We start from the raw sequence: 23,961 nt of genomic DNA, 5'->3' as shown, positions 1-23,961 counted from the left end.
TCCTTATAAATTTTTGAATGCATCGATTTGTTGTCGTGTGAAAGATTCTATATTTTCACCAGATGCATATTTTTTGTACCAATCAACAGTCCAAGCGATAGCATCATCTGTTGATAACTTAGGAGTCCAGCCGAGTTTGTTTACTGCTTTTGTACTATCGAGTGTTAAAACAGGTGATTCATAAGGAGTATTTGTAGAGGAGGAAATGATTGTTAGTGGGTTATTCCATAATTTTATTACAGATTCAATGACATCATGAACGGTTCTGTTAGGTTCATTCATTGGGCCGAAATTCCACGCTTCTGCATATTTAGCATCATTCCAAAGTTTCTCAGCTAAAAGGATATAGCCATGTAGAGGATCTAAAACATGTTGCCATGGACGGACGGCATATTTGTTTCGAATACACAAAGTATGATTGTGCAAATATGCCCGAATGATATCAGGGAATAATCGATCTTCTGCCCAATCACCACCGCCGATGACGTTACCAGCTCTGACTGAGGCGAGTTTCTGGGTATTAGTGCGGAAGAATGATTTTTGATAGGATGTTGCTACTATTTCAGCGCAAGCTTTACTAGCGCTATAAGGGTCGAAACCTCCTAGTCGGTCATTTTCCACGAACGCTCGGTCGCCACTACCGTCATTCTCATAACATTTATCGCTTGTCACATTAATAATGGCACGTACGCTTTCGACGGACTTTGCTGCTTCTAGCACGTGGACAGTACCTAAAACATTCGTTTTGAATGTATCGATAGGATTTTTGTATGAAGCGGTTACGATTGGCTGAGCTGCTAAATGAAATATTATGTCAGGTTTATGCTGCTTCATAGCATGAAATAAAGAATGGTAATCTGTAATATCGCCTTTCATTGTCGTGCACTCTTTTGCTACGTTACCTTGTTCAAAAATGTTAGGAATGGATGGGGGATGAGAAGAAAAGCCTACTACTTCTGCACCTAAAGAATTTAAGAAAAGGGTGAGCCAGGAGCCTTTAAATCCAGTATGTCCTGTAATAAATACTTTTTTCTTATTCCAAAAAGATGATGAAGCCATATTACCAAACCTTCCACGGAGCGTTATTACTTTCCCATAGCTCGACTAATTTATTTTTATCGCGCAATGTATCCATCGGATGCCAAAAACCAGAATGTTGATATGCGGCCAATTCATTTTTGTTTACTAACTGAACTAAAGTGTCTGTTTCAAAAACAGACTTATCTCCACTAATGTAATTGAAAACTTCAGGATTTAAAACGAAAAATCCACCGTTAACCCATCCGCCATCACCTAATGGTTTTTCTTGAAAAGATGTTACAGACTGTTTATCTAATATGAGAGAACCAAATCTACCAGGAGGTTGTACGGCAGTAACAGTAGCCATTTTTCCATGTTTTTTATGGAATGTAATAAGTTCTTTTATATTTACATTACTTAATCCATCACCATAAGTGAGGCAGAAAGGTTCGTCTCCGACATAATTTTGAATCTTTTTCACTCGGCCACCCGTTTCGGTATTTACACCAGTATCGATTAGTGTAACTTTCCATGGTTCTACACGATGAGAATGGCTAGTAATTGTATTATCGTTTAATTGTATTGTGAAATCAGACATGTGTAAGTTGTAATTTAGAAAGAACTCTTTAATTGCATATCCTTTATAGCCTAAGCAAATAATAAACTCAGTAATTCCGTAATGACTATACAAACTCATAATGTGCCATAGAATGGGTTTTGTTCCAATTTCAATCATAGGTTTCGGTTTTAAATGTGTTTCTTCCCCAATTCTTGTACCGTACCCACCAGCAAGAATAACAGCTTTCATTTTTTCCTCCTAAAATAAAAATTTATTATTTATACAGTATTCATGTTTTATGCAAATGAGATTGTTTTTGATTAAGTGAATGAAAATGTTTGAGGTGATGACGATGCAGAAAGTATTACGGTTTGAATTTTGGGAATAATTCTTGATATTCAGGGTTATGACGGAGGTCTTGTGTTAGGTTACTAAGCTCTAAAAAACGTATGTCCAGTACTTCAGGAGATTGACCGTAATGTGTTTGAAGTCCCATTTGAACACCCCTTTTTGAAAGGGTAGGTGTAATTTGTAATTTTCTTGCCTTTGATTGTTCATTCCAAGGGCTAAAATAAAATTTTAAAATAAATGAAGGATAGTCATAAATTATATATCCGTGCCGCGAATGATGTCTACCAGGTAAATATGCACCGTCTAGATGATTGTGAATAAATCTCCAAGCACATCCGAGATTTGGGTTATAAGGGAAGACACCGTGGTATCGCTGTTCTACTAAGGGGATAGAATATCTAGGCTTTGAATAATTATAATTATGATTATCTATCATTAAAATCATTCTAATCGCATACATGTTTTGGCCTAGTGTATGAAGAGATGAAAAAAATTCTTCAGTATTATTACAACAAAAGAATTCAGTAGTATTTAAAACGATTTTCCAACCTGAAACTTCTCTTTCAATTTCCATCACTTCAATATCAGTATTAGTTGGATCAAACTCAAGAAATCTTGAATTTCGTACTTCCCAGTGGGGTGCTAATAGTTTACAAATCTCTACGGAACGATCTGTAGACCCTCTATTAATTAAAATGCCGTGATCGAATATTTTCGTGTGATGCATAAGCCACCATGGAAGTAGGTATTCTTCATTATAAAAATGAGAAATGATTGTCTTTTTCATATTAATTCCCTCCTATACAAGCAATTATTATTAGTAGGATATGCTTTTAAATAAGAAAGGTTAAAAGTGGCAGATAATGTAGTGATTAGGTAGTAGTTTAGTAATTTTATTGTATAAGTGTAGATTACTCGTATTGAATCATCATAGGAGGAGATTGGAATTTTGTATAAATTGTGAATAATAAACCGTCACGTTTGACTGTACAGTTTATGTATTGTATGATGTAAGTAATATAAACAAGGGGGGAAGATCGTTGGGAAGGTGTATCGAATCGGACAGTTGGCTCTCATGGCTCACGTGTCGAAACGAACGATTGATTATTATACGAATCTAGGTATCTTAAAAGCGGAGCGATCTCAATCTAATTATCGCTATTACGACGAAACAGCATTTGAGACATTACAATTTATTGAGAAGTGCAAAGAAATGCATATGCCGCTTTGTGAGATTAAAGAGAAAATCGAGGAGAAGAAGAAGCTGCTCGGTATCAATGAACACGTTTCGAAACAAGTGAATGAAGTGACAGACCATATTCATCGATTAGAAGTGGAGCTTACTGAGTTAAAACCGCTTTTAGATGAATTGACTGATTCACAACGTGAAAAAATATCGAAATCTTTATCAGGTCAAACGACAGCTTTAATACAGACACTTGCTCTATTATTATAGAATAAGTGAAATCCGACCTCTTTAATTTTTGTATCGGGCTATGTTTTCTAACAAACAAATAAGAAAACATTATAGTATACAGGAGGTGGACACCTTAGTTTTTTAACTAAGGGGATTCATTGGAAATATTTAATTTAGTCATGGTTGCGATTTTAATCGCATTTACTGGATTTTTCGTAGCAGCAGAGTTTGCGATTGTAAAGATACGTTCAAGCCGTATCGATCAGCTTGTTGCGGAAGGAAAACGCGGTGCTTTAGCAGCGAAAAAGGTAACAACAAATTTAGATGAATATTTATCTGCTTGTCAATTAGGTATTACAGTTACAGCTATGGGATTAGGTTGGTTGGGTGAACCGACAATTGAAAAGTTATTACACCCGTTATTTGAGAAATGGAACTTAAATCCTTCTATTTCATCAGTATTAACATTTGGTCTTGCTTTTATGATTATGACGTATTTACACGTTGTAGTAGGAGAATTAGCTCCAAAAACGATGGCAATTCAAAAGGCTGAAAGGGTAACGTTATTATTGGCAGGTCCATTAATGATGTTCTATAAAGTAATGTATCCATTTATTTGGGTATTGAACGGTTCAGCTCGTGTGATAACTGGTTTATTTGGTTTAAAGCCAGCTTCAGAACATGAAGTAGCTCATACAGAAGAAGAATTACGTCTTATCCTTTCAGATAGCTATGAAAGTGGCGAAATTAATCAAGCTGAATACAAGTATGTAAATAACATTTTTGAATTTGATAATCGTATTGCAAAAGAGATTATGGTACCGCGAACAGAAATCGTTGGTTTCTACCTGGAAGATTCAGTAGAAGAACACATGAAAGTAATCCAAAATGAGCGATACACACGTTATCCGATTTTTGGAGAAGATAAAGATGATATTATCGGTATGGTCAACGTAAAAGATTTCTTTATTCGATATATGACCGAGGATCAAAAAGATTTATCATCTATTCGCTCGTATATGCGTCCGATTATTGAAGTGATGGAAACGACTCCAATTCACGATTTATTACTTCAAATGCAGAAGAAGCGAATTCCGATGGCTGTTTTATATGATGAGTACGGAGGAACAGCTGGAATTGTAACGCTTGAAGATATCTTGGAGGAAATCGTCGGCGAAATTCGTGACGAATATGATGAAGATGAAGCACCACCAATTCAACATGTGAACGAGCAACATATTATTGTTGATGGAAAAGTGCTTATCTCAGAAGTGAAAGATTTATTTGGATTACACATCGAAGAAGATGATGTGGATACAATCGGTGGATGGATTATGATGCAAAATCATGAAATCGAAGAAGGACAACACGTTGAGGCGGAAGGTTATGAATTTAAAGTGTTAGAAAAAGACGCTTACCAAATTAAACGTGTTGAAATTCGTAAGATGGAACAAGAACAAGAAGAAGAGAAAGCAGCAACTGTGTAAGTTGCTGCTTTTCTTCTAAAGTACAAAAAATGAGAACTTAGGAGCGGATATTTTGATTCAAGAAGCCTTACGTGTATATCGATTACAATTGTATGTGATCTTTAGTGGTTTACTACTTATGTGGACGATTACTCCGTTTGGAAAACAAGTGACAGGGTTCGGTATTGGATTAGCAGTAAGTGCTTATTGTCTTTGGTTATTAGCTCGCAGAGTGGAGAAACTCGGGAAAAGTATCGTAATGAAGGAAAAGGCTCCTGGATTAGGAGTTTTAAACCGATTTGCAGCTGCTATTTTAGGAGCTATCATCATGTATGAAATTGAGCATGAAATGGAAATGTGGGCATTCGGTACAGGTATTTTAGGTGGTCACTTTTTAATGATTGCAAATTTAGCGTACGCAAATATGCAGTTAGTGAAAGAAGAAGAGAAGCAAAGAGAACATGCTTCGAAAAATATAGAGCTATGATGAAAAGGACCTAATCAGGTTCCTTTTTTAGTTTAGCGATATGATACAAGTAATCAAATTAATGACAAATATAATACGCTTCTTTTTTGTGTTTTTCAATAGTATGAAAAATAATAAAAAAATTTTAAAAAACCCATCGATTTCTAAAGGTTATGTATGTTATTATGACAAAAGACTTTTTGAAAGAGGTGGATACCAATGTTACAAGCGCTACTTATTTTTGTGCTTCAAATTATTTACGTTCCAATATTAACAATCCGTACGATTTTGCTTGTAAAGAATCAAACAAGATCCGCTGCTGGTGTTGGATTGTTAGAAGGAGCTATTTACATTGTCAGTTTAGGTATTGTGTTTCAAGATTTATCAAATTGGATGAACATCGTTGCCTATGTCATTGGCTTTAGTGCGGGACTGTTATTAGGCGGTTATATAGAGAATAAATTAGCAATTGGTTATATTACGTATCAAGTTAGTTTACTAGACCGTTGTAATGAATTAGTAGATGAGTTACGTCACTCTGGATTTGGCGTTACAGTATTTGAAGGCGAAGGTATTAATTCTATACGTTATCGCTTAGATATCGTCGCAAAGCGTTCTAGAGAGAAAGAGCTTTTAGAAATCATTAATGAAATTGCACCGAAAGCGTTTATGTCTTCGTATGAAATTCGCTCGTTTAAGGGTGGATATTTAACGAAGGCGATGAAGAAAAGAGCGTTAATGAAGAAGAAAGATGAACATGCATCGTAAAAAAGAGGAATAGTGATGCATTAAAAGCGCAGTATAAGTCTAAATGTAAAAGGGAGGAATCTATTTTGATGTAGATTCCTCTCTTTTTTTATGAAAAATATTCATCTGTTAATTCAAAAAAACTAAATCGTATAATTATGTTTTTTACTCATTCTCAAATTAATGATTAGCCATATAATTTGAAAAAATACCGGTATGATAAACGTGATTAATAAAACGATAAGTGATATTGATTTAATTTCAGGTGTTTGAATAACACCAGCACCATCAACATCTCGTAGCCAAATAATAGCGGCCCATATTCCAAAAACGATAATCCAAAATATGTTACCAATCCACCAAGAAATCCATCGTTTTTTCATGTTAGCACCCCCTACATTTATCTACTGTTAAAAGTATATTTTCTTTTGTTACATTTATAATGAAACAACTTTAAAATCAGTTTTTAACTGTATATCTAACTTGTTTGAAGGTTACTATTTCTCCATCATCATCATCGTCTTTCGTTTGTAAAAGTTGAACTTTTGGTTTGTAGTCCGTCCTATGAGCGTGTTCGATATCTTTAATGTTAAGTTTGTAGGATTCACCATTTTTTAGTTTTTGTTCCAACACTTTTTTATTAGCAACATAAATAAAAGTTACTTTATTTTCATCAATGCCTTTAGTTTTAATTTCTAATTCATTGTCTTTTGCTGTAATCGTTGGTGTTAATAATTCCATACTGCCTTTCCCGCTTTCTAAAGAATTCTCTGCTATAGTTGAACATCCTGATAATATGATTCCAGTGAATAGAAGAACAGCTAATTTCTGTTTCATAACATCCCTCAATTCCATGTGATTTTTGATTTTTGTATTGCTAGATTACTAGTGCGGAGCGTAAATGTTTAGTTAGTACCCTCTTAATTGTACCATAATATGTAAAATGAAACAGGAGGTATATCCAATTTAAGGGAGAATGAAAAATTTACTGATTTTTGTAAATTCGTATGTTTTAGCTTCTATTTCAATCGAAATGTAGGCGAGAGAAAGAAATTTTTTTATAGAAATTATAATTTTTACATTTTACAATAATGATAGGGAATAGATGAATTCATTTACTTCGGAGGTAGTTATTTGAACATTAATGAGAAGGCAATTGAAATGTTTGAACAAAATAAATATGAGGAAGCAATGGAACTGTTTCAACAAGCAGTACATGAATCTAGAGACGTACAATCTCTCAATAATCTGGCTTGGATGTACTTTTATGAGGAAGAGAATGATGATAAAGCTCTTGAATTAATAAGAGAAGTTGTTAAGTTTAATCCTTCTTCATACTTTCCTTATAACATCTTAGGGGACATTTACATGAAACAAGAAAAATGGACAGAAGCGAAAGAAGCATTACAAAAGTCTATTTCGATTCAACCATCAGATGAAGCATATCATAATGTAGCTGTAGCGCATTATAACCTTGGAGAGCTGGAAAAAGCTTCAGACTTTTTCTTGCGAGTTGCAGGGGATTCGGACTATATCATGTATAGCTATGTAAAATGTTTAATTGATTTAGAACGAACGACAGAAGCAAAAGAGAAGTTAGATACTTTTAACAGGGAATCTGATAATTTTTTAGGGGAAATTAATGTAGCAGATTTATATGTTGAGTTGAATTGCTATAAAGAAGCAATTGAATGGTTCGAAAAGGGATATAAAGAATGCTGGAAAAGTCCTAATTGGATTGGTAGATTTGTGTATGCTCTATATAAAACGAATAATTTCTCCCGTATAAATGAAGTTATACGGGAATGTATCGAAGCGAAAACAGCAGAAATAGAAGATGTTCAGAATGAAGAAGTAGAAGAAAACTGGACAGAAAATGATAAGAAAGAGTTAATTGAGGAATATACAGAAGAGAATAATTGTTATAAAACAATGGTAGAACGTATCAAATCTGGATACGTTCCAGGATTAGAGTTTGAAACTGATTATATAGGGGCTTGCTATTTATTTGGTTGTAAAAGACATAATCACCTTGAATATGAAAAATAAAAAGATTCGACTGTCAAAGATGATGGTCGAATCTTTTTCGTTATAGGTCGCTTGTATTACATAGGTGTATATCCTCTTTAGAGGCCACTTTTTTTATATTCAAAATATGTAGTGAAATAAAACCAATAAGTCCTATTCCGCCAAAAATAAGCCATGGTGTATACATTCCGCTTAAGTTGGATGTAAAAGATGTACCGGTATAATTACCAATGATAAAACCAAATGCGAGTGATAGTTGATAAAATCCGAAGAAAGTGGCTGTATATGATTCATTACTGTAATTTGCAATAGTGATATCAGCGTTAGGTAATACGAGTGTTTCACCGATTGTAAATAAAATTACACAAATAAAGAGCCAATATGGGTGTTGAAATAAAGGAATGAGTAAAAAGGAAATACTCATTAATAAAACACCGTATTTAATAATTGAAAGTGTGTTGTATTTGTGGAATAATTTTCGGAATAATACCATAAATATGACGCCTGTTATCGCATTTATCGTAATAACGAGTGTAGCAAGTTGATTGCTACTACTAATGTTTTTCATATGAAGTGGAAGTGCGACAGTAAGTTGAGTAAACATAATATAGAAGAAAATCATGATAAAGGAAAACAGAAGGAAAGACTTGTTTTGTAAGATGGCCTGTATTCCTAATGTAATAGACGTGTTTTCAGTAGTGACTTGGAAGTGATTTTTAAGTAAGTAAAAGATAAAAGCGAATAACAGCATAAGTGATCCTGTTAGAGAGAAGGCATAGATTGGATCAAGTAAGAGTAAGAACCCTCCTGCAATTGGTCCGATTATTGCACCGCAATTAAAGCTAAGGTTTAAATATGTAAATAAATTTTTTCTCAAATGAGCTGGTTGTGAACCGAATATGGCGCGCGCAGCAGGTTCGTAAAATGCAGTTCCGAAGCCAATAAGTGCAGAAGAAATAGAAATTGTATAGAAATCAGAGCATATTCCTAAAGCGATAAATCCGATTCCTCTCAAAAATAAACCGGCTATCATCATAATGATATAGCCTATTTTGTCAGCAATTAACCCTGAGAATAATGGGATAACTCGTGATGTAATTGTCATAACCGTCAACACTGTTCCTACTTGGACAGCAGAAAAATGAAGAAAGGTTAATAGATAAATAGCTAAAAATGCGTATACTGCAAAATACCCAAAAGACATAAAAAATGAAGAAATAAGCATGAAACGTATCGGTGTTGAGAAACTTTTCATAGAAATCCTCCTAATTATGTAACCAGTAAAATCATTTGATGGTTAACTATTTTATACTATAATTATACATAAAGTCAGAAAAAAGTAAATTTTAAGAAGAAGGTGGATCGAATTGAATCAAAACGCTCCAAATGAACTAGAATATATTCGGGAATTTTTAAATACATGGAGAATACCAAACGATACGAGAGAGCCAATTGATTTGCTGCAAACAGAAGAAGACATAAAGCTTTTTATGAAAGAATATTTTGATGAAGAGTTTCCATTTCATACGATAGAGGAATTAAGAGGTTTTCGAGAAGATATTCGGATGACAATTGAAGGCGAAGGATCATTGCAAAAATGGTTAGAGAAATACCCATTTCATGTACATATAAAGGATGATATGAAAGGTATTACATATGAACCGGTATATGAAGAGAATGTGTATACAAAAGTGTTAAGCATTGTGTTAATGTCAATTCAAGAAAATGTATGGGGAAGGTTAAAAGCATGTCCAGATTGTCGCTGGGTATTTTATGATCATTCGCGAAATGGAAGTAAAAGATGGTGCGGTATGTATGCTGGAGAAGAAGGAGGAAGAGCATGCGGTACGATTGCGAAAGTGAAAAACTACCGGGCGAAGAGAAAAGGGCGATCTGGTTATGATATGTAATTAATATTAGAGAAAGAAAAATGGATGGGGGAATGTAGAATATGAAAGGTACGCAAATGTTAGCTTTAAATAAAAAGTGTTGGGATACAGTTGCACCTTATTTCTTTCAAGTGGATTGTTTACCTAAATATGGTCCGTATACGGCGTCTGAAGATGAGATTCGTTTGTTCGATTCAATCAGAAAGAAAAAGGTTCTTGATATTGGCTGTGGAAGTGGGCATTCGTTGCAATATATGGCGGAACAAGGGGCAGAGGAATTATGGGGGCTTGATCTTTCGAGTACACAAATTGAAATAGCGAATAAGACGTTAAAGGATTGGAATCCAAAGTTAGTATGCGGAGCAATGGAAGAAGAAGGCGATATTCCGAAAGGATATTTTGATATTGTATATTCCATTTATGCATTAGGTTGGACTTCGGATTTAAGAAAAACGTTGGAACTGATTTATTCATATGTAAAGCCAGGGGGAAGTTTTATTTTTAGTTGGGAGCACCCGGTATATTCAAACTTACAGTATGGTACGGAAGAAGTTGCTATAAAGTCTTCTTATCATGAGGAAACGCCCATTACGTTTGAAACATTTAAAGGAGAAAATGTACAAGCGACATTATATAAGAGAAAAATAAGTACATACATAAATGAGTTAAATAGAGCGGGATTTAAAATTGAGAGAATAGAAGAGCCTGAACCATCAAGCTCGTTTGATGGAGAACTAGCTGAGCCGTCTACGAAGTATTATTCTTTATATAAAGCTAGAATGGTGCCGACTACTTTTATTATTAAAGCTAGAAAGTAAAGTGTTTTTATAAAAGAAGCCTATGATTTCAAATAGATGAAATGATAGGCTTCTTTATTTTAAAAAAATGAGGTCAAAGGTGTACTTTTCTTATAAAAATGCATTTCATATAAAAGGTGTAATTATTTTGGGGAAGGGGGATTGTTGTGCGTCATCATAGAAAGTGCAAAAAATTTGGAGTGGCACTGCCTCTTCCGCTTATAGGAGCAACGGGTCCGACAGGTAATAGTGGTCCAATCGGTCCAACTGGAGGGCATGAAGGTCCTGTTGGTCCTACAGGGGTGACTGGACCGACGGGAGCAACTGGGCCCCAAGGTCCTCAAGGTATCAGGGGGATACAAGGTCCCCGAGGGACAACAGGAGCACAAGGAATACAAGGAGTTATTGGTGATACAGGAGAGCAAGGTATAACTGGCCCAACTGGTCTCCAAGGTGCTCAAGGATTAATCGGAAACCAAGGTCTAATTGGTGATATTGGAGTACAAGGATTAGAAGGAATACAAGGAGCTACGGGTCCTGCTGGTAGTCAAGGAATACAAGGTATACAAGGAATACAAGGGGAAATAGGTGAGCGAGGACAAACAGGGGCACAAGGAATGCAGGGAGAAAGAGGCGTAACTGGAGTCTCGGGTGTAACTGGTCCACAAGGCCCTCAAGGTGTTCAAGGAATACAAGGAGAGCAAGGGGCTATTGGTATACAAGGAGAAGACGGCTTCCAAGGTATACAAGGAATTACTGGAGAGGAAGGCCCACAAGGAGCTCAAGGAATACAAGGTGAAGTGGGTCCAACTGGTTCTACTGGAATGCAAGGTGCCCAAGGTATAAGTGGAATAAAGGGGATAACAGGTGTAATAGGTTTACAAGGACCACAAGGTGTGCAAGGAATACAAGGTATAACGGGAGCAACAGGTTTTCAAGGGATAAAGGGGATAAGAGGTATAACAGGAGCGACGGGTAGTATTGGTACTCAAGGCTCAGAAGGACCACCGGGCGGTCCGACGGGAGTGACCGGTCCAATTGGCCCTTCTAGTGGGGTGACTGGACCAGCTAGGAGGTCCAACAGGTCCAACGGGTGCGACCGGTTCAACAGGTGCAAGCGGAGGGATAGGTCCAATTGGAGGGCAAGGTGTGCAAGGTATAACAGGTCCAACAGGTCATCAAGGTGTAAGGGGAGCGCAAGGTGCCCAAGGTGTAGTTGGAGCAGTTGGAGTACAAGGAGCACAAGGTCCTCAAGGTAACCAAGGTATAACAGGTCCAACGGGTGCAGAAGGTTCTCAAGGAATACAAGGTCCGCTGGGAGTAACTGGTCCAACTGGTGCAGAAGGTCCTAAAGGTATTCAAGGTATTCAAGGTGTGATAGGTCCAACAGGTGCACAAGGAATGGTGGGAATACAAGGGATAGCTGGTCCAGTTGGTGTTACAGGAGCGGAAGGAGCTCAAGGAGCACAAGGAATCCGAGGAGCAACCGGCCCAGCTGGAGCACAAGGAATCCAAGGCGTACAAGGAATTCAAGGGGAAACAGGAGCAGCTGGAACACAAGGTCCTCAAGGTGTTCAAGGGATACAAGGGACTACCGGATTGACAGGTACACAAGGTGCCCAAGGTCCTCAAGGAGTGCAAGGAATAATAGGACCGACTGGAGCTATCGGTTTGCAAGGTCCTCAAGGATTACAAGGAATAACGGGTCCAACAGGAGCGCAAGGAGTGCAAGGAATCCAAGGTGTGCAAGGAATTATCGGTCCAACAGGTGCACAAGGAATTAGAGGTCCCCAAGGAAATACAGGGGAAGTCGGTATAACAGGCCCACAAGGAGTCCAAGGGGCGCAAGGTAGTCAAGGCCCACAAGGCCCACAAGGAAATGTTGGAATTACAGGTGCAACGGGTGAAACTGGAGCCACAGGAGCAACTGGGGCAACTGGACTACAAGGAGTGCAAGGTGTTCAAGGGATTACGGGAATACAAGGAATAACGGGAACGACAGGCAATACAGGTGCAACGGGTCCGCAAGGAATACAAGGGATACAAGGTATTCAAGGGTTGCAAGGCCCAATTGGAGCAAGTGGGGTGACAGGTGCTAGTGGTAGTATAGGCCCAGTTGGAGCACAAGGTAGTCAGGGCCCAAGTGGCGTGGTGGGACCGACAGGAGCAACTGGTAGTGCAGGTTCAATAGGTTTCTTTGGAATAGCGGGAGCGACAGGAGCGACTGGTTTACCTAGTGGGGGCGGTTATTTCTTTTCTACTTCAACGAGTACAATTGCAGCGAATGCGTTAATACCAATTAATTCTGGATCTACAGTTTTTGGTTCTGATGTCAGTTTAACAAATGCAACAACTGTAACGTTAAGTACGCCGGGAATTTATTTAGTAAGCTATTATTTTCAAGGTGATCCAACTGCCGGAAATGAAACAATTTCAGTGAGGCTTACTTTAAATGGAACACAAGTCGCAGGGAGTTTTATTTTTTATGTTACAGGAGGTACTTTTATATTAGAACCAGCAGTTTCGAATACGATGGTCATTGAAGTTACTTCTTCAAATGCAACTTTGTCTTTACAAAATGGTCCGTTAGCTATCGGGCATGTAACGACATTATCTGGTGTGATAACAGCTAGTTTAAATGTATTAAAAATAGTTTGATACGTTAGTTATAACGGGGGAGATGCTTGTGAAGAATCAAGATAAGTGTAGTAAGTTTCAAGCACCTATTCCTTTTCCACCGCCAGGTATTACGGGGCCCACTGGTCCAACCGGTCCAACTGGTGCTTTAGGTGGACCAACTGGACCGCAAGGAATACAAGGCGTACAAGGTCCAATCGGTCCAACCGGCCCACAAGGAATACAAGGAGTGCAAGGGGTGCAAGGAGAAAATGGTCCAACCGGCCCAACTGGTTTAACTGGACCACAAGGTTCTCAAGGTAATCAAGGACCTATGGGAGAACGAGGCCCACAGGGAATACAAGGTGTTCAAGGAATACAAGGAGAAAGAGGTCCGACTGGTCCAACTGGTATTCAAGGGATACAAGGAATTCCTGGCCCAATCGGTCCGACCGGTCCAACAGGAATACAAGGCATACAAGGAATGCAAGGAGAGATCGGTCCAACCGGCCCAACAGGAATACAAGGAATACAAGGAGTGCAAGGGGAAATTGGTCCGACTGGACCAACTGGAAATACTGGTATACAAGGTGTGCAAGGTAATTTAGGAGGTAGTGGTTTACAAGGTGTAACCGGAATACAAGGAATACAGGGTCCGATTGGTCCAACCGGGCCAACTGGTTCTCAAGGAATTCAAGGGGAGCAAGGACCAATGGGTTCACAAGGGGAAACTGGTGTTCAAGGTTTACAAGGTCCCCAGGGAGAAATGGGGCAGGTAGGTCCAACAGGAATACAAGGAATACAAGGAGTGCAAGGTGTAATCGGTCCGACTGGTCCAACCGGTTTACAAGGTGATCCAGGTCCAACCGGCCCAACAGGAGCCACTGGGATAACTGGTCCGACAGGTTCTGCAACTGGCCCGACTGGAGCAACCGGTCCAACTGGTCCACCAGGAGGTCCAACTGGTCCAACCGGTCCAGCAGGATCACCAGGGGGTCCAACTGGTCCGACCGGAGCAACAGGAGCGACTGGAATTCAAGGGGTACAAGGAATACAGGGACCGACCGGAGCAACTGGTGTAACAGGTTTGCAAGGAGTACAGGGACCGATGGGGGCAACGGGTCCAACGGGTGATCAAGGCATTCAAGGTCCACAAGGGATACAAGGAGTAACCGGTCCGACTGGTCCGCAAGGTCTACAAGGAATCCAGGGACCGGTAGGAGCAACCGGCCCTCAAGGGATACAAGGCATACAAGGTGAGCAAGGAGTAAGGGGAGCGACCGGTCCAACTGGTTTACAGGGGCTACAAGGAATCCAAGGTCCGAGTGGTTCAACCGGTCCTCAAGGAGTGCAAGGCATACAAGGTCTGAGTGGCATAACAGGTCCAACTGGTCCTCAAGGAATACAAGGTATTCAGGGACCACAAGGAAGTATAGGCCCAACTGGTCCTCAAGGAATACAAGGTGTGCAAGGTCCACAAGGCCCAACCGGCCAGGCGGGTGCAACGGGTCCTCAAGGAATTCAGGGAATACAAGGTCCAATTGGTCCAACCGGTCCAACCGGCGAGGCGGGAGCAACGGGTCCTCAAGGTCCACAAGGAATTCAAGGACCACAAGGAGCAACCGGTCCAACTGGAGCAACCGGCGAGGCGGGAGCAACGGGTCCTCAAGGTCCACAAGGAATCCAAGGACCACAAGGAGCAACGGGGCAGGCTGGAGCAACCGGCCAGACGGGAGCAACGGGTCCTCAAGGTCCACAAGGAATCCAAGGTCCACAAGGGATAACGGGTCCAACAGGAGTAACGGGCCAGACGGGATTGACTGGTGCAACTGGACCGACCGGAATACAAGGCATACAAGGAATAACAGGAGCGACAGGGGGAACAGGAGTAACAGGCCCAACAGGAGCAACGGGTCCAACAGGCTTAACTGGAGCAACAGGATCATCTGCTATATCGACAGGTGGCGGATATTTCTTTTCTACATCAACAAGCACAATTGCAGCAAATGCCAACATCCCAATTAATTCTGGATCCACTGTATATGGAACTGGTGTATTTTTAACTAGTGCTACGACAGTCACAGTAACGACGCCAGGAATATATTTAGTAAGCTACTATTTTCAAGGGGATGCAAATGGTGGGAATGAGACAGTATCTGTTAGATTGCTATTAAATGGAACGCAACTAACAGGGAGTTTTATACAAAACGTAACGACATCAACTGTAGTAATCGAACCAGCCATTTCAAATACACTTCTTGTGAATGTGACGAGTGCCAATTCAACATTAATATTACAAAATGGCCCGTTAGGTGTAGGGCATGTGACTACTATAGCAGGTGCGATTACAGCAAGCTTAAATGTAGTGAGAATTTTATAAAGAATATAAAAAACACAAGGAATGTCTTTGTAAGACACACCTTGTGTTTTTTAATATTAAATAAACATTTTCTTTATCTTTTCGGTTGAAAAATATGCTGAAAGAAGTATTTGTGATGTAAGTTATCTACAACCTTATTTGCTTGATATGTGCGTTGTTTTTCAATTCGAAGTCTTTGCTCCATCATTTTTATTGCGTGATCAGATAAACGTAACATAATACATTCTCCTTTTCTATAAATATAGGTGACTATTTGATATCGATCCCATATTTATAATTAAGGAGGCAAAATGTGTAACATAGGCAAAAAGCACCTTCCTCTCCCATTACGCTTACGAGGTTAGCTGTCGGACTCGGGAAGTGAGAGTTTCCCTACTTAAAAAAGATTCGCCCCAAGTAGCATAGCTACAAAAATGGTTCCCCCGCTCCAAAATTTGGACTCAGCAAAAGGTTTTATAAAGTAAAAAATAACATAAAGGAGCGAACAAGTCAAATTATTTTGTGTATTCTGTCTTTTTTAATTGCGTAAGAATCATACCGTCAGGAAGTATTGTATCTGATACTGTAATGAATCCGTGTTTTTTATATAAAGTAATAGCAGGGGTATTCGCTTTACCTGTTTGTACAATGTATGCCATTGAAGAGGGAAACATGTTAAATATATAAATTAGGAGTTTCGTTGCGATTCCTTTTTGAAAAAAATTGGGCGATACAACTAACCTGTGGATATCGATTAGTTTTTCTTCTTGTACAAAAGAAATAAAACCGACAAGTTTATTTTCAGAAAAATATCCATAGAATGTTTCAACGCAATTTTGAATATCGTTTACAGTATCATATAAACGAGGTATGGCAGTACTATTTAAGTAGTCTGCTTCAACTTTATAAGCTGGAATTTGAACCTGTAAAATGGATGTTGCTACTTCAAAAGAAGTGGAATTTAACTTAAGAATCATAGACAATGAAGCCTCCTTTAAATATGGTATATGAATATAATTGCTTTATGGGTGAGTTTGACAATATTTTTCTTTTTTGCATATAATATATGTATCTCCATATGTAAAATAGTAGTAAATATATTTCTATAGTGAAATATGATTAGCAATGATAAATACATATGTTTGTATTGAATCATACAAACTATAATAGAAATGGAGGACTAAAAATGGGATGGATTATCACATTAATAGTTGGTGCTATTATAGGTGCAATTGCTAGTTCTATAACAGGTAAAAATTTCCCAGGTGGTATGTTCGGAAATATTATCGCAGGTTTATTAGGTGCTTCGTTAGGTGGTAGATTATTTGGATCCTTTGGGCCATCATTTGGTGGGATTCATGTCGTGCCGGCATTATTAGGTGCAATCGTGTTAATTCTTATTGTATCATTTGTAGTGAAAGCTGCAAGGAAATAGAGATATAGATTATGATGAAGAGCCCTGAATAAGGGCTTTTCATCATTCGAAGAGGTGGTTTCATTGGAGAAAATAAATATAAGAAAAAGAGATAAGTTAAGAAAGTTTTTTAGAGAACAAAATTATTTGGCGGTATTACTTGGATTTGCGTTATTGTTCATTAATATTTTATTGCTAACAAAAATATCATTTGTTTTTACACCGTTTATCGTATTTTTAAAAACAATTTTCTTCCCAGTACTATTAGCAGGCGTGCTATTTTATATTTTGCATCCATTCGTTTCGCTTTTAGAAAAGAAAGGTGTTTCAAGAATCGTATCGATAGCTTCCATATATTTAATCGTACTAGGATTATTTGTATTTTTAGTTGTAACGGTTATCCCTATTATTAAAGATCAAATTGATGCATTAATTGATAACTTACCGTATTTTGGCCATGAGATTGAACAAGCAGCACGTAGATTCGGGGAAAGTAATTTACTCGGTAAAATTCAGGAGAATTTAAATATTAATGTTGCGAATATGGTAAAAGAATACACAGTTGATTTTACAAAGTCATTATCATCAGTAACTGGGAATGTAACTGGATTTTTGAGTACTGTTACAGAGGTTGTTTTGACATTTGTAATGGTTCCATTTATATTGTTCTATCTTTTAAAAGATGGTGAGCAATTGCCGAATCACTTTTTAAAGTTTATTTCAGAGCAAAGACAACCAGCAGCAATGAGAATACTAGATGATATGCATTATGCGATTAGCTCGTATATTAGAGGTCAAATTATCGTCAGCTTATTTATCGGTATTATGCTATTAATTGGTTATCTTATTATTGGTATTAAATATGCGGTATTACTTGCGATTTTAGCGATGATTGTAAATATCGTTCCGTACGTAGGACCAATTATCGCGATTACACCAGCGTTAATTATCGCATTTATCGACTCGCCAGCAATGGTGTTAAAAGTAATTATCGTTATGATGGTTGTACAATTAGCAGAAGGTAAATTTATTTCTCCGCAAGTTATGGGTAAAAAGTTAGATATTCATCCGATTACTATCATTTTTATCATTTTAACTGCCGGAAACTTATTCGGGATTAGGGGCATTATTTTAGCCATTCCAGGATATGCGATATTAAAAGTGTTAGTTACACACGGTTATAGATTTGTTAAGTTGAATACGTAAAAAAAAGCGCTAAAACAGTGGGAACTGTTTTAGCGCTTTTTTATTAACAATTCATTTGCATATTGGCGCGCCCATTGATCCGCTTCTAATATAGCATCTAGTGAAGGATCTTTTACGTTATGATGAGCTTCAACTGTTTTGTAAATTGTTTTTTCAATATCGAAAAAGGCAATTTCATTTTTTAAGAATAGCGCATTCGCAATTTCATTTGCTGCATTTAATACAGCGGGAGTAGTACCACCGATTTTGCCACATTCATATGCGTATTGTAGACAAGGGAACTTCTCTAAATCTGGTTTTTCAAAATGTAAACTACCGATTTCTAATAAATTTAATTTTTCATAGGAAGAAGGTAGCCGAGTAGGATAGTGAAACGCATATTGAATCGGCATTCTCATATCAGGAGCACCGAGCTGTGCCATAACTGATCCATCAATAAATTCTACTAAAGAATGAATGATACTTTCTTTATGAATCATTACATTAATTTTTTCATATGGAATATCAAATAGCCATCTCGCTTCCATTACTTCGAACCCTTTATTCATTAATGTGGCAGAATCAATCGTTAGTTTTGCGCCCATTAACCAGTTTGGGTGCTTTAAAGCATCTTTTGCTTGTAATGTTTGCATTTCATCACGTGTTTTATCACGGAAAGCACCACCGGAAGCTGTTACAATTAACTTCTCAATCTCTTTATTATTTTCTCCGTTTAAACATTGGAAAATAGCTGAATGCTCACTATCTACTGGAATTAAGCGACATCCGTTTTGTTTCGCTAGTTCAGTTACGATATGTCCAGCTGCAACCAAAGTTTCTTTATTAGCAATAGCGATATCTTTCTTCGCTTTTAATGCTTCAATTGTTGGAAGTAATCCTGAAACACCTACAACAGAGCTTAATACAAGATTTGAATCAGGGTGAGTAGCTACTGCAATTAAGCCATCAGTCCCGTGTGTGATTTTTGTATTTGCTGAAATACGCGTACGAAGTTTGTCTGCTAAGTCTTTTGTCGCAACGCTTACAATACGAGGTTGAAACGTTTTGATTTGTTGCTCAAGAAGATCGATATTATAATTTGCGGTTAAACCGACGATTTTAAAATGTTCAGGATGAGCTGAAACGACATCTAATGCAGATGTGCCGATGGATCCTGTTGAACCTAAAATTGATATATATTTTACCATGAAAAAACCTCCAAAGTTGTTTCGAATATTTCAACAAACCTATATAACATTAGACAATTGAAGTGGAAATTCCTGCTATATAAAATAGAAAATTAGGGTTTGTTTGGAAGTGAAATGTGATAAACTGTAAAAAATAACGAAAAAGCAATGAAAGAGAAGAGTACATATTCGAAACTTTTTAGAGAGCTGATGTGTGGTGGAAATCAGTAAGGGATGAATATGGAATGGGCTCTGGAGCTTCTAACTGAAATGAGTAGGTAAAGACGGTTACTTCACGTTATTGAAGTATGAAGTGAGCTAATGATAGCTAATTAAGGTGGTACCGCGGGAGTCTCTCGTCCTTTTTTAAGGATGAGGGGCTCTTTTTATTTTGAGAAAGGAGGAGTTAGTGTGAGTGAAAAAATAATGTTAACAGGAATTAAGCCGACAGGTTATCCGCATTTAGGGAATTATATTGGTGCGATTAAACCTGCATTACAAATGTCAAAGAATAATGAAGGAAAAGCATTGTACTTTATAGCTGATTATCATGCATTAAATGCTGTGCATGATTCAGAAAAGTTCAGCAGTTATACGAAAGAGGTAGCAGCTACTTGGTTATCACTTGGACTTGGTGAAGATGTTGTTTTTTATCGGCAAACAGAAGTACCGGAAATTCTAGAATTAGCTTGGATTTTAGCTTGCCTAACTCCGAAAGGTCTTATGAACCGTGCTCATGCGTATAAAGCGAAGGTGGAGCAAAATAAAGAAGCGGGGTTAGAGGTCGATGTAGGAGTGAATATGGGGTTATATACGTATCCGATTTTAATGGCAGCTGACATATTATTATTTCAAGCTACCCATGTACCAGTTGGAAAAGACCAAATTCAGCATATTGAAATCGCGCGTGATATTGCGACGTATTTTAATCATACATTTTGCACGACATTTACACTACCGGAGTATGTCATACAAGAAGAAGGAGCTATTTTACCTGGTCTTGATGGAAGGAAAATGAGTAAAAGTTACGGAAATGTAATCCCATTATTTTCAGAGCAAGAAAAACTTCGAAAGTTAATATTTAAAATCAAAACAGACTCTTCACTTCCAAATGAACCGAAAGAATTAGAAACATTATTTATGATATATAAAGAGTTTGCGACCGAAGATGAAATACAGTCGATGCTTGAAAAGTATGAGACTGGAATCAGATGGGGCGATGTAAAAAAAGAGCTATTCCGTGTTGTAGATCGTGAGTTAGCTGGGCCTCGTGAGAAATACACTATGTATATGAATGAGCCGAATTTATTATATGAGGCGTTAGAAAACGGTGCTGAGAAGGCACGCGCTATTGCGAAGATAAATTTAGCAGAAATTAAAAAACGGATTGGATTTGAGAGGGAACGTTAAGCGTTCCCTTATTTTTTTAGATAATCTGTAATAATCTTCTCGATAACAGGAGGAAGATTATTAGGTAATTCATTAAGTGAAAAGAAGCGTAGTTCTTTTGATTCACTTTGATTGCATACAAGTTCACCATAAAATTCTCGGCAAATATAAACAACGAGTACACCGTGTACTTGATCGCCACTTGGATAGATTTGAAAGAAATCTGGCCCTGAGTATGTACGGAATAGTTCTGGATTTTTAATAATAAGTCCAGTTTCTTCAAACACTTCTCGTTTTAAAGCATCTTCTAACGTTTCGTTATATTCTAAGGCACCGCCAATAATGCCCCAGCGGTTAAAATCTGTACGGAGTTGCAGCAATACTTCATCTTTTTCATTTAATATAATGGCGTGTGATCCTATTAGAATAAGTGGATGATTTCCTACTAGATTTCTCATATCTTCAATATAACCCATGTCATTGCTCCTTGTATTTAATAATAGTTAGGAAGTTCTTTTAACATTCTTTCTGTTTTACGTGCTGTAAAGGCTAAGTTATGGTCATCTTTCGTTCTGAAAAATAATGTGCGTAAAAAGGTTTTAATATTAGCACATAAAATACAATACTCATTAAGCGAAAGGCGTTTTCTAATTTGAGGAAGCCTTTTTATTTTTTTATGAATAATAGAAATTAAATCGTTCTGAGGAAAATCATGATACAGCATTGCTAGTAATGGAGTAACGATGCGCTCATCTTCGTTATTATGAAAAAGATCAGATGGAATAAAGATTTTATTTAATAAACAATGAATTAACTCCTCGTACCATTCAAAAGTTGTATACGTATTATGAACAATTTCAGTAAAGGCATCAGATATGTGAGCAAGACAATGAGCCCATCCTTTATTTTCAATATAGCCCCGAAAATCCGTTTCTAAGTTTGTGTATGTAATGAGTTTATTTTTTATTTCTTCGATATCCTCCTCTGTACAAAAGTAGTGCGAATTAGCGAATTGGAGTATTAACGCAATTAACGAAACAGTGTAAGAACGTGTGAAAACCCCATCTGTATGTGGGGAGTAAATGTCACAATATAAATACTCATCACTTAAACAAGTTTGCAGAAGTAATTTCAGCTGATCGTCCATAAGGAATTCATGATGAATGAAATGCGCAAAACATTTATATATAAGTTGGTAACGAACGTAGCTATCAGTCGTTCCGATATACTGAAGCATGTTCAAAGTTAACTCATTTACGTCTATATGTTGCAGTTGCGTATAGTCATTTTGTTGTATAAGCTCTAACTGTTGTTGCAATGCTGTAATATCCAATGGAGAACCTCCTCCGCACTTTAAAGATGCGATCTTTTCTAGTATTCTATATATTCAAGGACAATCCTGCTCATGCAAGGAGAACGATTAGAAATTCGAGTATGATATAGATGAGGGAAGAATATGACGACGATAGAACAGTTAGAAAAACATTTTAAAATAAGAAGAAGTGCTTCTTCTATTATGATAAAAGAAAATAATGCAGAGATTTTTACAGAAGAGCAATTAGAGGAAATGATGCAATATTGCGTTGCTGAAGCTAAAAAAGATGGATTAGAAAAACTACATTTTGAAATCTCTTCAAAAAGTCCAAATTATGATGTGTATAAAAAATGTTTTGAAACGTATTCATTTGAATATGTTACGGAAAACATGATTGTATTTAAAGATATATACGAAGTAGAAGATGTAGAAAGTGAAATTGATTTTAAGCTTATTGAAGAAGTTGGAGAAGAGGCTTTTTATTCACTGTGGAATGAAGCGACGGGAGAACCAGTCGCTCATGATCAATTTGTGCATATGATGCTACAAGAAATTGGTGAGCAATGGAAAGAACATTGCTTAACAGCGAGTGTCGATGAAAAGCCGATAGGAATTGTAATCCCGCATATTGAAAGAGGTACGTTAGAAGAAGGAAAACTTATGTACTTCGCAGTTACTCCAAATGTGCGTAATAAGGGATATGAAGCCGCATTATTTGCAGGTGCGATGTTTGTCTTAAAGGAAATAGGTGCATCTTATTATATTGGTGAGACAAATATGCAAAATGAGTGGATGAAGGATGTTTTTGAAAAGAACGGATGTCAGTTGCTTAGTTCAACTGAGAGATATGTGAGAAAGTTTTAGGAGGATGAATGATGTATACTCTCGAACTCGTATAGCGGGAGGGGACTATATATGTTAAAGCAATCCATGCATTCATTCGTGTTACTGTATCCAAATGTATTGTTAGAAGGCTGGAATGTTGAAAAAGTTTCAGAACGTTATGAAGGTGAAAAGTGGGGAACTTTTTGGTTTCAGGTTGTTACTCCAACTGGGATGTTTCGAGTAAAGGAATTTTTTCTCGATATAATGGAACCAGTATTTCCGGATAGCTGTATTTCTCAAGCAAAAGGAGATTGTTTTCAATATAAAGGGCTTGTGTATTGGAAAGGTATAAATTATAAAGGAAAAGAAAGTTACGTTACATCTATATGGAAAACACAAGTTGAAATTTCTGTTGATCATGGATATGTAAACCAAGACGAAATGGAACGATTTCTATTTGAATTACAACCAGTAAATATGGAGCTTGGGAAAACGATATTACATACATCATTTCACTTATTAAGCTTTCAAGCGAAGAGAAGTGAAATGGGTGAGATAGGAAGATGTAGAGAGTGGAATGCTCCAGATGACGTATCCTATGTAAATTTGTTAATTCATGAAAAACTAAATTGGAAACTTGAATCGGTCGGTTTCGGAAATGACGAAACGCAGTATGTATACTGGGACGAAGTTAATAAACTATATGCACTTTGGGTTTGTAGACATAAAAACAAAGCGTATTATCCTATTTCTTCATGGACAATGAACTATGGCCCAAAACAAATTATAAACGGGTTAGAGTTTTATTCGCACCCTAATCGCGGAACAGTTGTATACGAAGATTTAGGTAATGAACAAATCGCATACGTATTTCGCGGTAATCCATGTACAAATTTTGAACAAGTAAAAGAACTTTTCGCCTGTTTGTAAG

Annotated in this window: 24 protein-coding genes, 1 pseudogene, 1 riboswitch and 1 other annotated feature; of the genes and pseudogenes, 14 read left to right on the top strand and 11 right to left on the bottom strand. The window is 37.4% G+C overall.

What is annotated here, in order from left to right; genetic code table 11:
• Positions 1 to 3: 3 nt before the first annotated feature.
• From rfbG to MHH55_RS10770, 3 genes are all read right to left on the bottom strand, one after another.
• Positions 4 to 1,059 carry a CDP-glucose 4,6-dehydratase gene (gene rfbG / locus MHH55_RS10780; protein ID WP_017657580.1) on the bottom strand — a complete coding sequence of 352 codons (1,056 nt, stop codon included), beginning with the start codon at positions 1,057 to 1,059 and terminating at the stop codon, positions 4 to 6.
• Position 1,060: 1 nt separating this feature from the next.
• On the bottom strand, positions 1,061 to 1,828 hold the full coding sequence (rfbF, locus tag MHH55_RS10775) for a glucose-1-phosphate cytidylyltransferase (RefSeq protein ID WP_000648807.1): 768 nt from the start codon (positions 1,826 to 1,828) through the stop codon (positions 1,061 to 1,063).
• 115 nt (positions 1,829 to 1,943) lie between these two features.
• Positions 1,944 to 2,717 (bottom strand): glycosyltransferase family 2 protein, encoded by a 774-nt coding sequence (locus MHH55_RS10770; protein WP_000750973.1) that lies wholly within the window; start codon positions 2,715 to 2,717, stop codon positions 1,944 to 1,946.
• Positions 2,718 to 2,978: 261 nt separating this feature from the next.
• Between MHH55_RS10770 and MHH55_RS10765 the strand changes: the two genes are divergently transcribed.
• The 4 genes from MHH55_RS10765 to MHH55_RS10750 all read left to right on the top strand — a co-directional run bounded on the left by MHH55_RS10765 (position 2,979) and on the right by MHH55_RS10750 (position 6,047).
• Positions 2,979 to 3,386 (top strand): MerR family transcriptional regulator, encoded by a 408-nt coding sequence (locus MHH55_RS10765; RefSeq protein WP_000285639.1) that lies wholly within the window; start codon positions 2,979 to 2,981, stop codon positions 3,384 to 3,386.
• Positions 3,387 to 3,505: 119 nt separating this feature from the next.
• Positions 3,506 to 4,834, top strand: coding sequence for a hemolysin family protein (locus tag MHH55_RS10760; protein ID WP_000402258.1), 1,329 nt, complete (start codon positions 3,506 to 3,508; stop codon positions 4,832 to 4,834).
• Positions 4,835 to 4,886: 52 nt separating this feature from the next.
• Complete coding sequence (locus MHH55_RS10755; RefSeq protein ID WP_000613876.1) at positions 4,887 to 5,300, top strand: ATP synthase subunit I; 414 nt, start codon at positions 4,887 to 4,889, stop codon at positions 5,298 to 5,300.
• A gap of 198 nt (positions 5,301 to 5,498) precedes the next feature.
• The gene (locus tag MHH55_RS10750; RefSeq protein WP_000938438.1) at positions 5,499 to 6,047 is read left to right on the top strand and encodes a DUF2179 domain-containing protein; all 549 of its coding nucleotides are present in this window, start codon (positions 5,499 to 5,501) and stop codon (positions 6,045 to 6,047) included.
• Between the two features lie 122 nt (positions 6,048 to 6,169).
• On the opposite strand, the gene MHH55_RS10745 is transcribed toward MHH55_RS10750, so the two are convergent.
• Positions 6,170 to 6,409, bottom strand: a complete 240-nt coding sequence (locus tag MHH55_RS10745) for a DUF3923 family protein (protein WP_000747681.1) — start codon at positions 6,407 to 6,409, stop codon at positions 6,170 to 6,172.
• 76 nt (positions 6,410 to 6,485) lie between these two features.
• Positions 6,486 to 6,881, bottom strand: a complete 396-nt coding sequence (locus MHH55_RS10740) for a hypothetical protein (RefSeq protein ID WP_002041528.1) — start codon at positions 6,879 to 6,881, stop codon at positions 6,486 to 6,488.
• A 279-nt stretch (positions 6,882 to 7,160) separates the two neighbouring features.
• Between MHH55_RS10740 and MHH55_RS10735 the strand changes: the two genes are divergently transcribed.
• Positions 7,161 to 8,075: a tetratricopeptide repeat protein gene (locus MHH55_RS10735; protein WP_001024458.1), complete on the top strand. Its 915-nt coding sequence runs from the start codon at positions 7,161 to 7,163 to the stop codon at positions 8,073 to 8,075.
• A 40-nt stretch (positions 8,076 to 8,115) separates the two neighbouring features.
• Here the strand turns inward: MHH55_RS10735 and MHH55_RS10730 are convergent, their stop codons facing one another.
• Positions 8,116 to 9,309 carry an MDR family MFS transporter gene (locus MHH55_RS10730; protein WP_000834867.1) on the bottom strand — a complete coding sequence of 398 codons (1,194 nt, stop codon included), beginning with the start codon at positions 9,307 to 9,309 and terminating at the stop codon, positions 8,116 to 8,118.
• 112 nt (positions 9,310 to 9,421) lie between these two features.
• Between MHH55_RS10730 and MHH55_RS10725 the strand changes: the two genes are divergently transcribed.
• From MHH55_RS10725 to MHH55_RS10710, 4 genes and pseudogenes are all read left to right on the top strand, one after another.
• Positions 9,422 to 9,964: a CGNR zinc finger domain-containing protein gene (locus MHH55_RS10725; protein WP_001072930.1), complete on the top strand. Its 543-nt coding sequence runs from the start codon at positions 9,422 to 9,424 to the stop codon at positions 9,962 to 9,964.
• Positions 9,965 to 10,005: 41 nt separating this feature from the next.
• On the top strand, positions 10,006 to 10,761 hold the full coding sequence (locus tag MHH55_RS10720; RefSeq protein WP_063245668.1) for a class I SAM-dependent methyltransferase: 756 nt from the start codon (positions 10,006 to 10,008) through the stop codon (positions 10,759 to 10,761).
• 146 nt (positions 10,762 to 10,907) lie between these two features.
• Positions 10,908 to 13,398 (top strand): annotated as a pseudogene (locus MHH55_RS10715) (collagen-like protein).
• A 22-nt stretch (positions 13,399 to 13,420) separates the two neighbouring features.
• On the top strand, positions 13,421 to 15,736 hold the full coding sequence (locus MHH55_RS10710) for a BC_3345 family exosporium-associated protein (RefSeq protein ID WP_340880677.1): 2,316 nt from the start codon (positions 13,421 to 13,423) through the stop codon (positions 15,734 to 15,736).
• A 73-nt stretch (positions 15,737 to 15,809) separates the two neighbouring features.
• Here the strand turns inward: MHH55_RS10710 and MHH55_RS10705 are convergent, their stop codons facing one another.
• Positions 15,810 to 15,953, bottom strand: a complete 144-nt coding sequence (locus MHH55_RS10705; protein ID WP_000945243.1) for a hypothetical protein — start codon at positions 15,951 to 15,953, stop codon at positions 15,810 to 15,812.
• Between the two features lie 96 nt (positions 15,954 to 16,049).
• A riboswitch (cyclic di-AMP (ydaO/yuaA leader) is annotated at positions 16,050 to 16,192 on the bottom strand.
• Between the two features lie 38 nt (positions 16,193 to 16,230).
• Complete coding sequence (locus MHH55_RS10700) at positions 16,231 to 16,692, bottom strand: GNAT family N-acetyltransferase (RefSeq protein WP_000601230.1); 462 nt, start codon at positions 16,690 to 16,692, stop codon at positions 16,231 to 16,233.
• 209 nt (positions 16,693 to 16,901) lie between these two features.
• Here MHH55_RS10700 and MHH55_RS10695 point away from each other — a divergent pair, with 209 nt between their 5' ends.
• Together MHH55_RS10695 and MHH55_RS10690 are read left to right on the top strand one after the other, a co-directional pair.
• Positions 16,902 to 17,150, top strand: a complete 249-nt coding sequence (locus tag MHH55_RS10695) for a GlsB/YeaQ/YmgE family stress response membrane protein (RefSeq protein ID WP_000539733.1) — start codon at positions 16,902 to 16,904, stop codon at positions 17,148 to 17,150.
• Between the two features lie 63 nt (positions 17,151 to 17,213).
• The gene (locus MHH55_RS10690; RefSeq protein ID WP_139362418.1) at positions 17,214 to 18,335 is read left to right on the top strand and encodes an AI-2E family transporter; all 1,122 of its coding nucleotides are present in this window, start codon (positions 17,214 to 17,216) and stop codon (positions 18,333 to 18,335) included.
• A 29-nt stretch (positions 18,336 to 18,364) separates the two neighbouring features.
• Here MHH55_RS10690 and MHH55_RS10685 read toward each other — a convergent pair whose 3' ends face one another.
• Positions 18,365 to 19,522, bottom strand: coding sequence for a 1-deoxy-D-xylulose-5-phosphate reductoisomerase (locus MHH55_RS10685; protein WP_048538234.1), 1,158 nt, complete (start codon positions 19,520 to 19,522; stop codon positions 18,365 to 18,367).
• A 138-nt stretch (positions 19,523 to 19,660) separates the two neighbouring features.
• Positions 19,661 to 19,868: a binding site (T-box leader), on the top strand.
• A 44-nt stretch (positions 19,869 to 19,912) separates the two neighbouring features.
• On the opposite strand from MHH55_RS10685, the gene MHH55_RS10680 reads away from it, so the two are divergent.
• The gene (locus MHH55_RS10680) at positions 19,913 to 20,911 is read left to right on the top strand and encodes a tryptophan--tRNA ligase (RefSeq protein WP_078186371.1); all 999 of its coding nucleotides are present in this window, start codon (positions 19,913 to 19,915) and stop codon (positions 20,909 to 20,911) included.
• An 8-nt stretch (positions 20,912 to 20,919) separates the two neighbouring features.
• On the opposite strand, the gene MHH55_RS10675 is transcribed toward MHH55_RS10680, so the two are convergent.
• Positions 20,920 to 21,366 (bottom strand): NUDIX hydrolase, encoded by a 447-nt coding sequence (locus tag MHH55_RS10675; RefSeq protein WP_075678130.1) that lies wholly within the window; start codon positions 21,364 to 21,366, stop codon positions 20,920 to 20,922.
• Positions 21,367 to 21,383: 17 nt separating this feature from the next.
• Positions 21,384 to 22,223: a DUF2785 domain-containing protein gene (locus tag MHH55_RS10670; protein ID WP_078186372.1), complete on the bottom strand. Its 840-nt coding sequence runs from the start codon at positions 22,221 to 22,223 to the stop codon at positions 21,384 to 21,386.
• Between the two features lie 123 nt (positions 22,224 to 22,346).
• Between MHH55_RS10670 and MHH55_RS10665 the strand changes: the two genes are divergently transcribed.
• Together MHH55_RS10665 and MHH55_RS10660 are read left to right on the top strand one after the other, a co-directional pair.
• A complete protein-coding gene (locus MHH55_RS10665) occupies positions 22,347 to 23,069 on the top strand; it encodes a GNAT family N-acetyltransferase (RefSeq protein ID WP_075678132.1) in 723 nt (240 codons plus the stop codon).
• A gap of 51 nt (positions 23,070 to 23,120) precedes the next feature.
• Positions 23,121 to 23,960, top strand: a complete 840-nt coding sequence (locus MHH55_RS10660) for a hypothetical protein (RefSeq protein WP_011110255.1) — start codon at positions 23,121 to 23,123, stop codon at positions 23,958 to 23,960.
• Position 23,961 lies beyond the last annotated feature (1 nt).

Source organism: Bacillus sp. FSL K6-2944, from assembly GCF_038005385.1.
Taxonomy (GTDB): domain Bacteria; phylum Bacillota; class Bacilli; order Bacillales; family Bacillaceae_G; genus Bacillus_A; species Bacillus_A cereus.
Note: the sequence above shows the minus strand (reverse complement) of the source record. Positions and strands in the feature narration are given on the sequence as shown.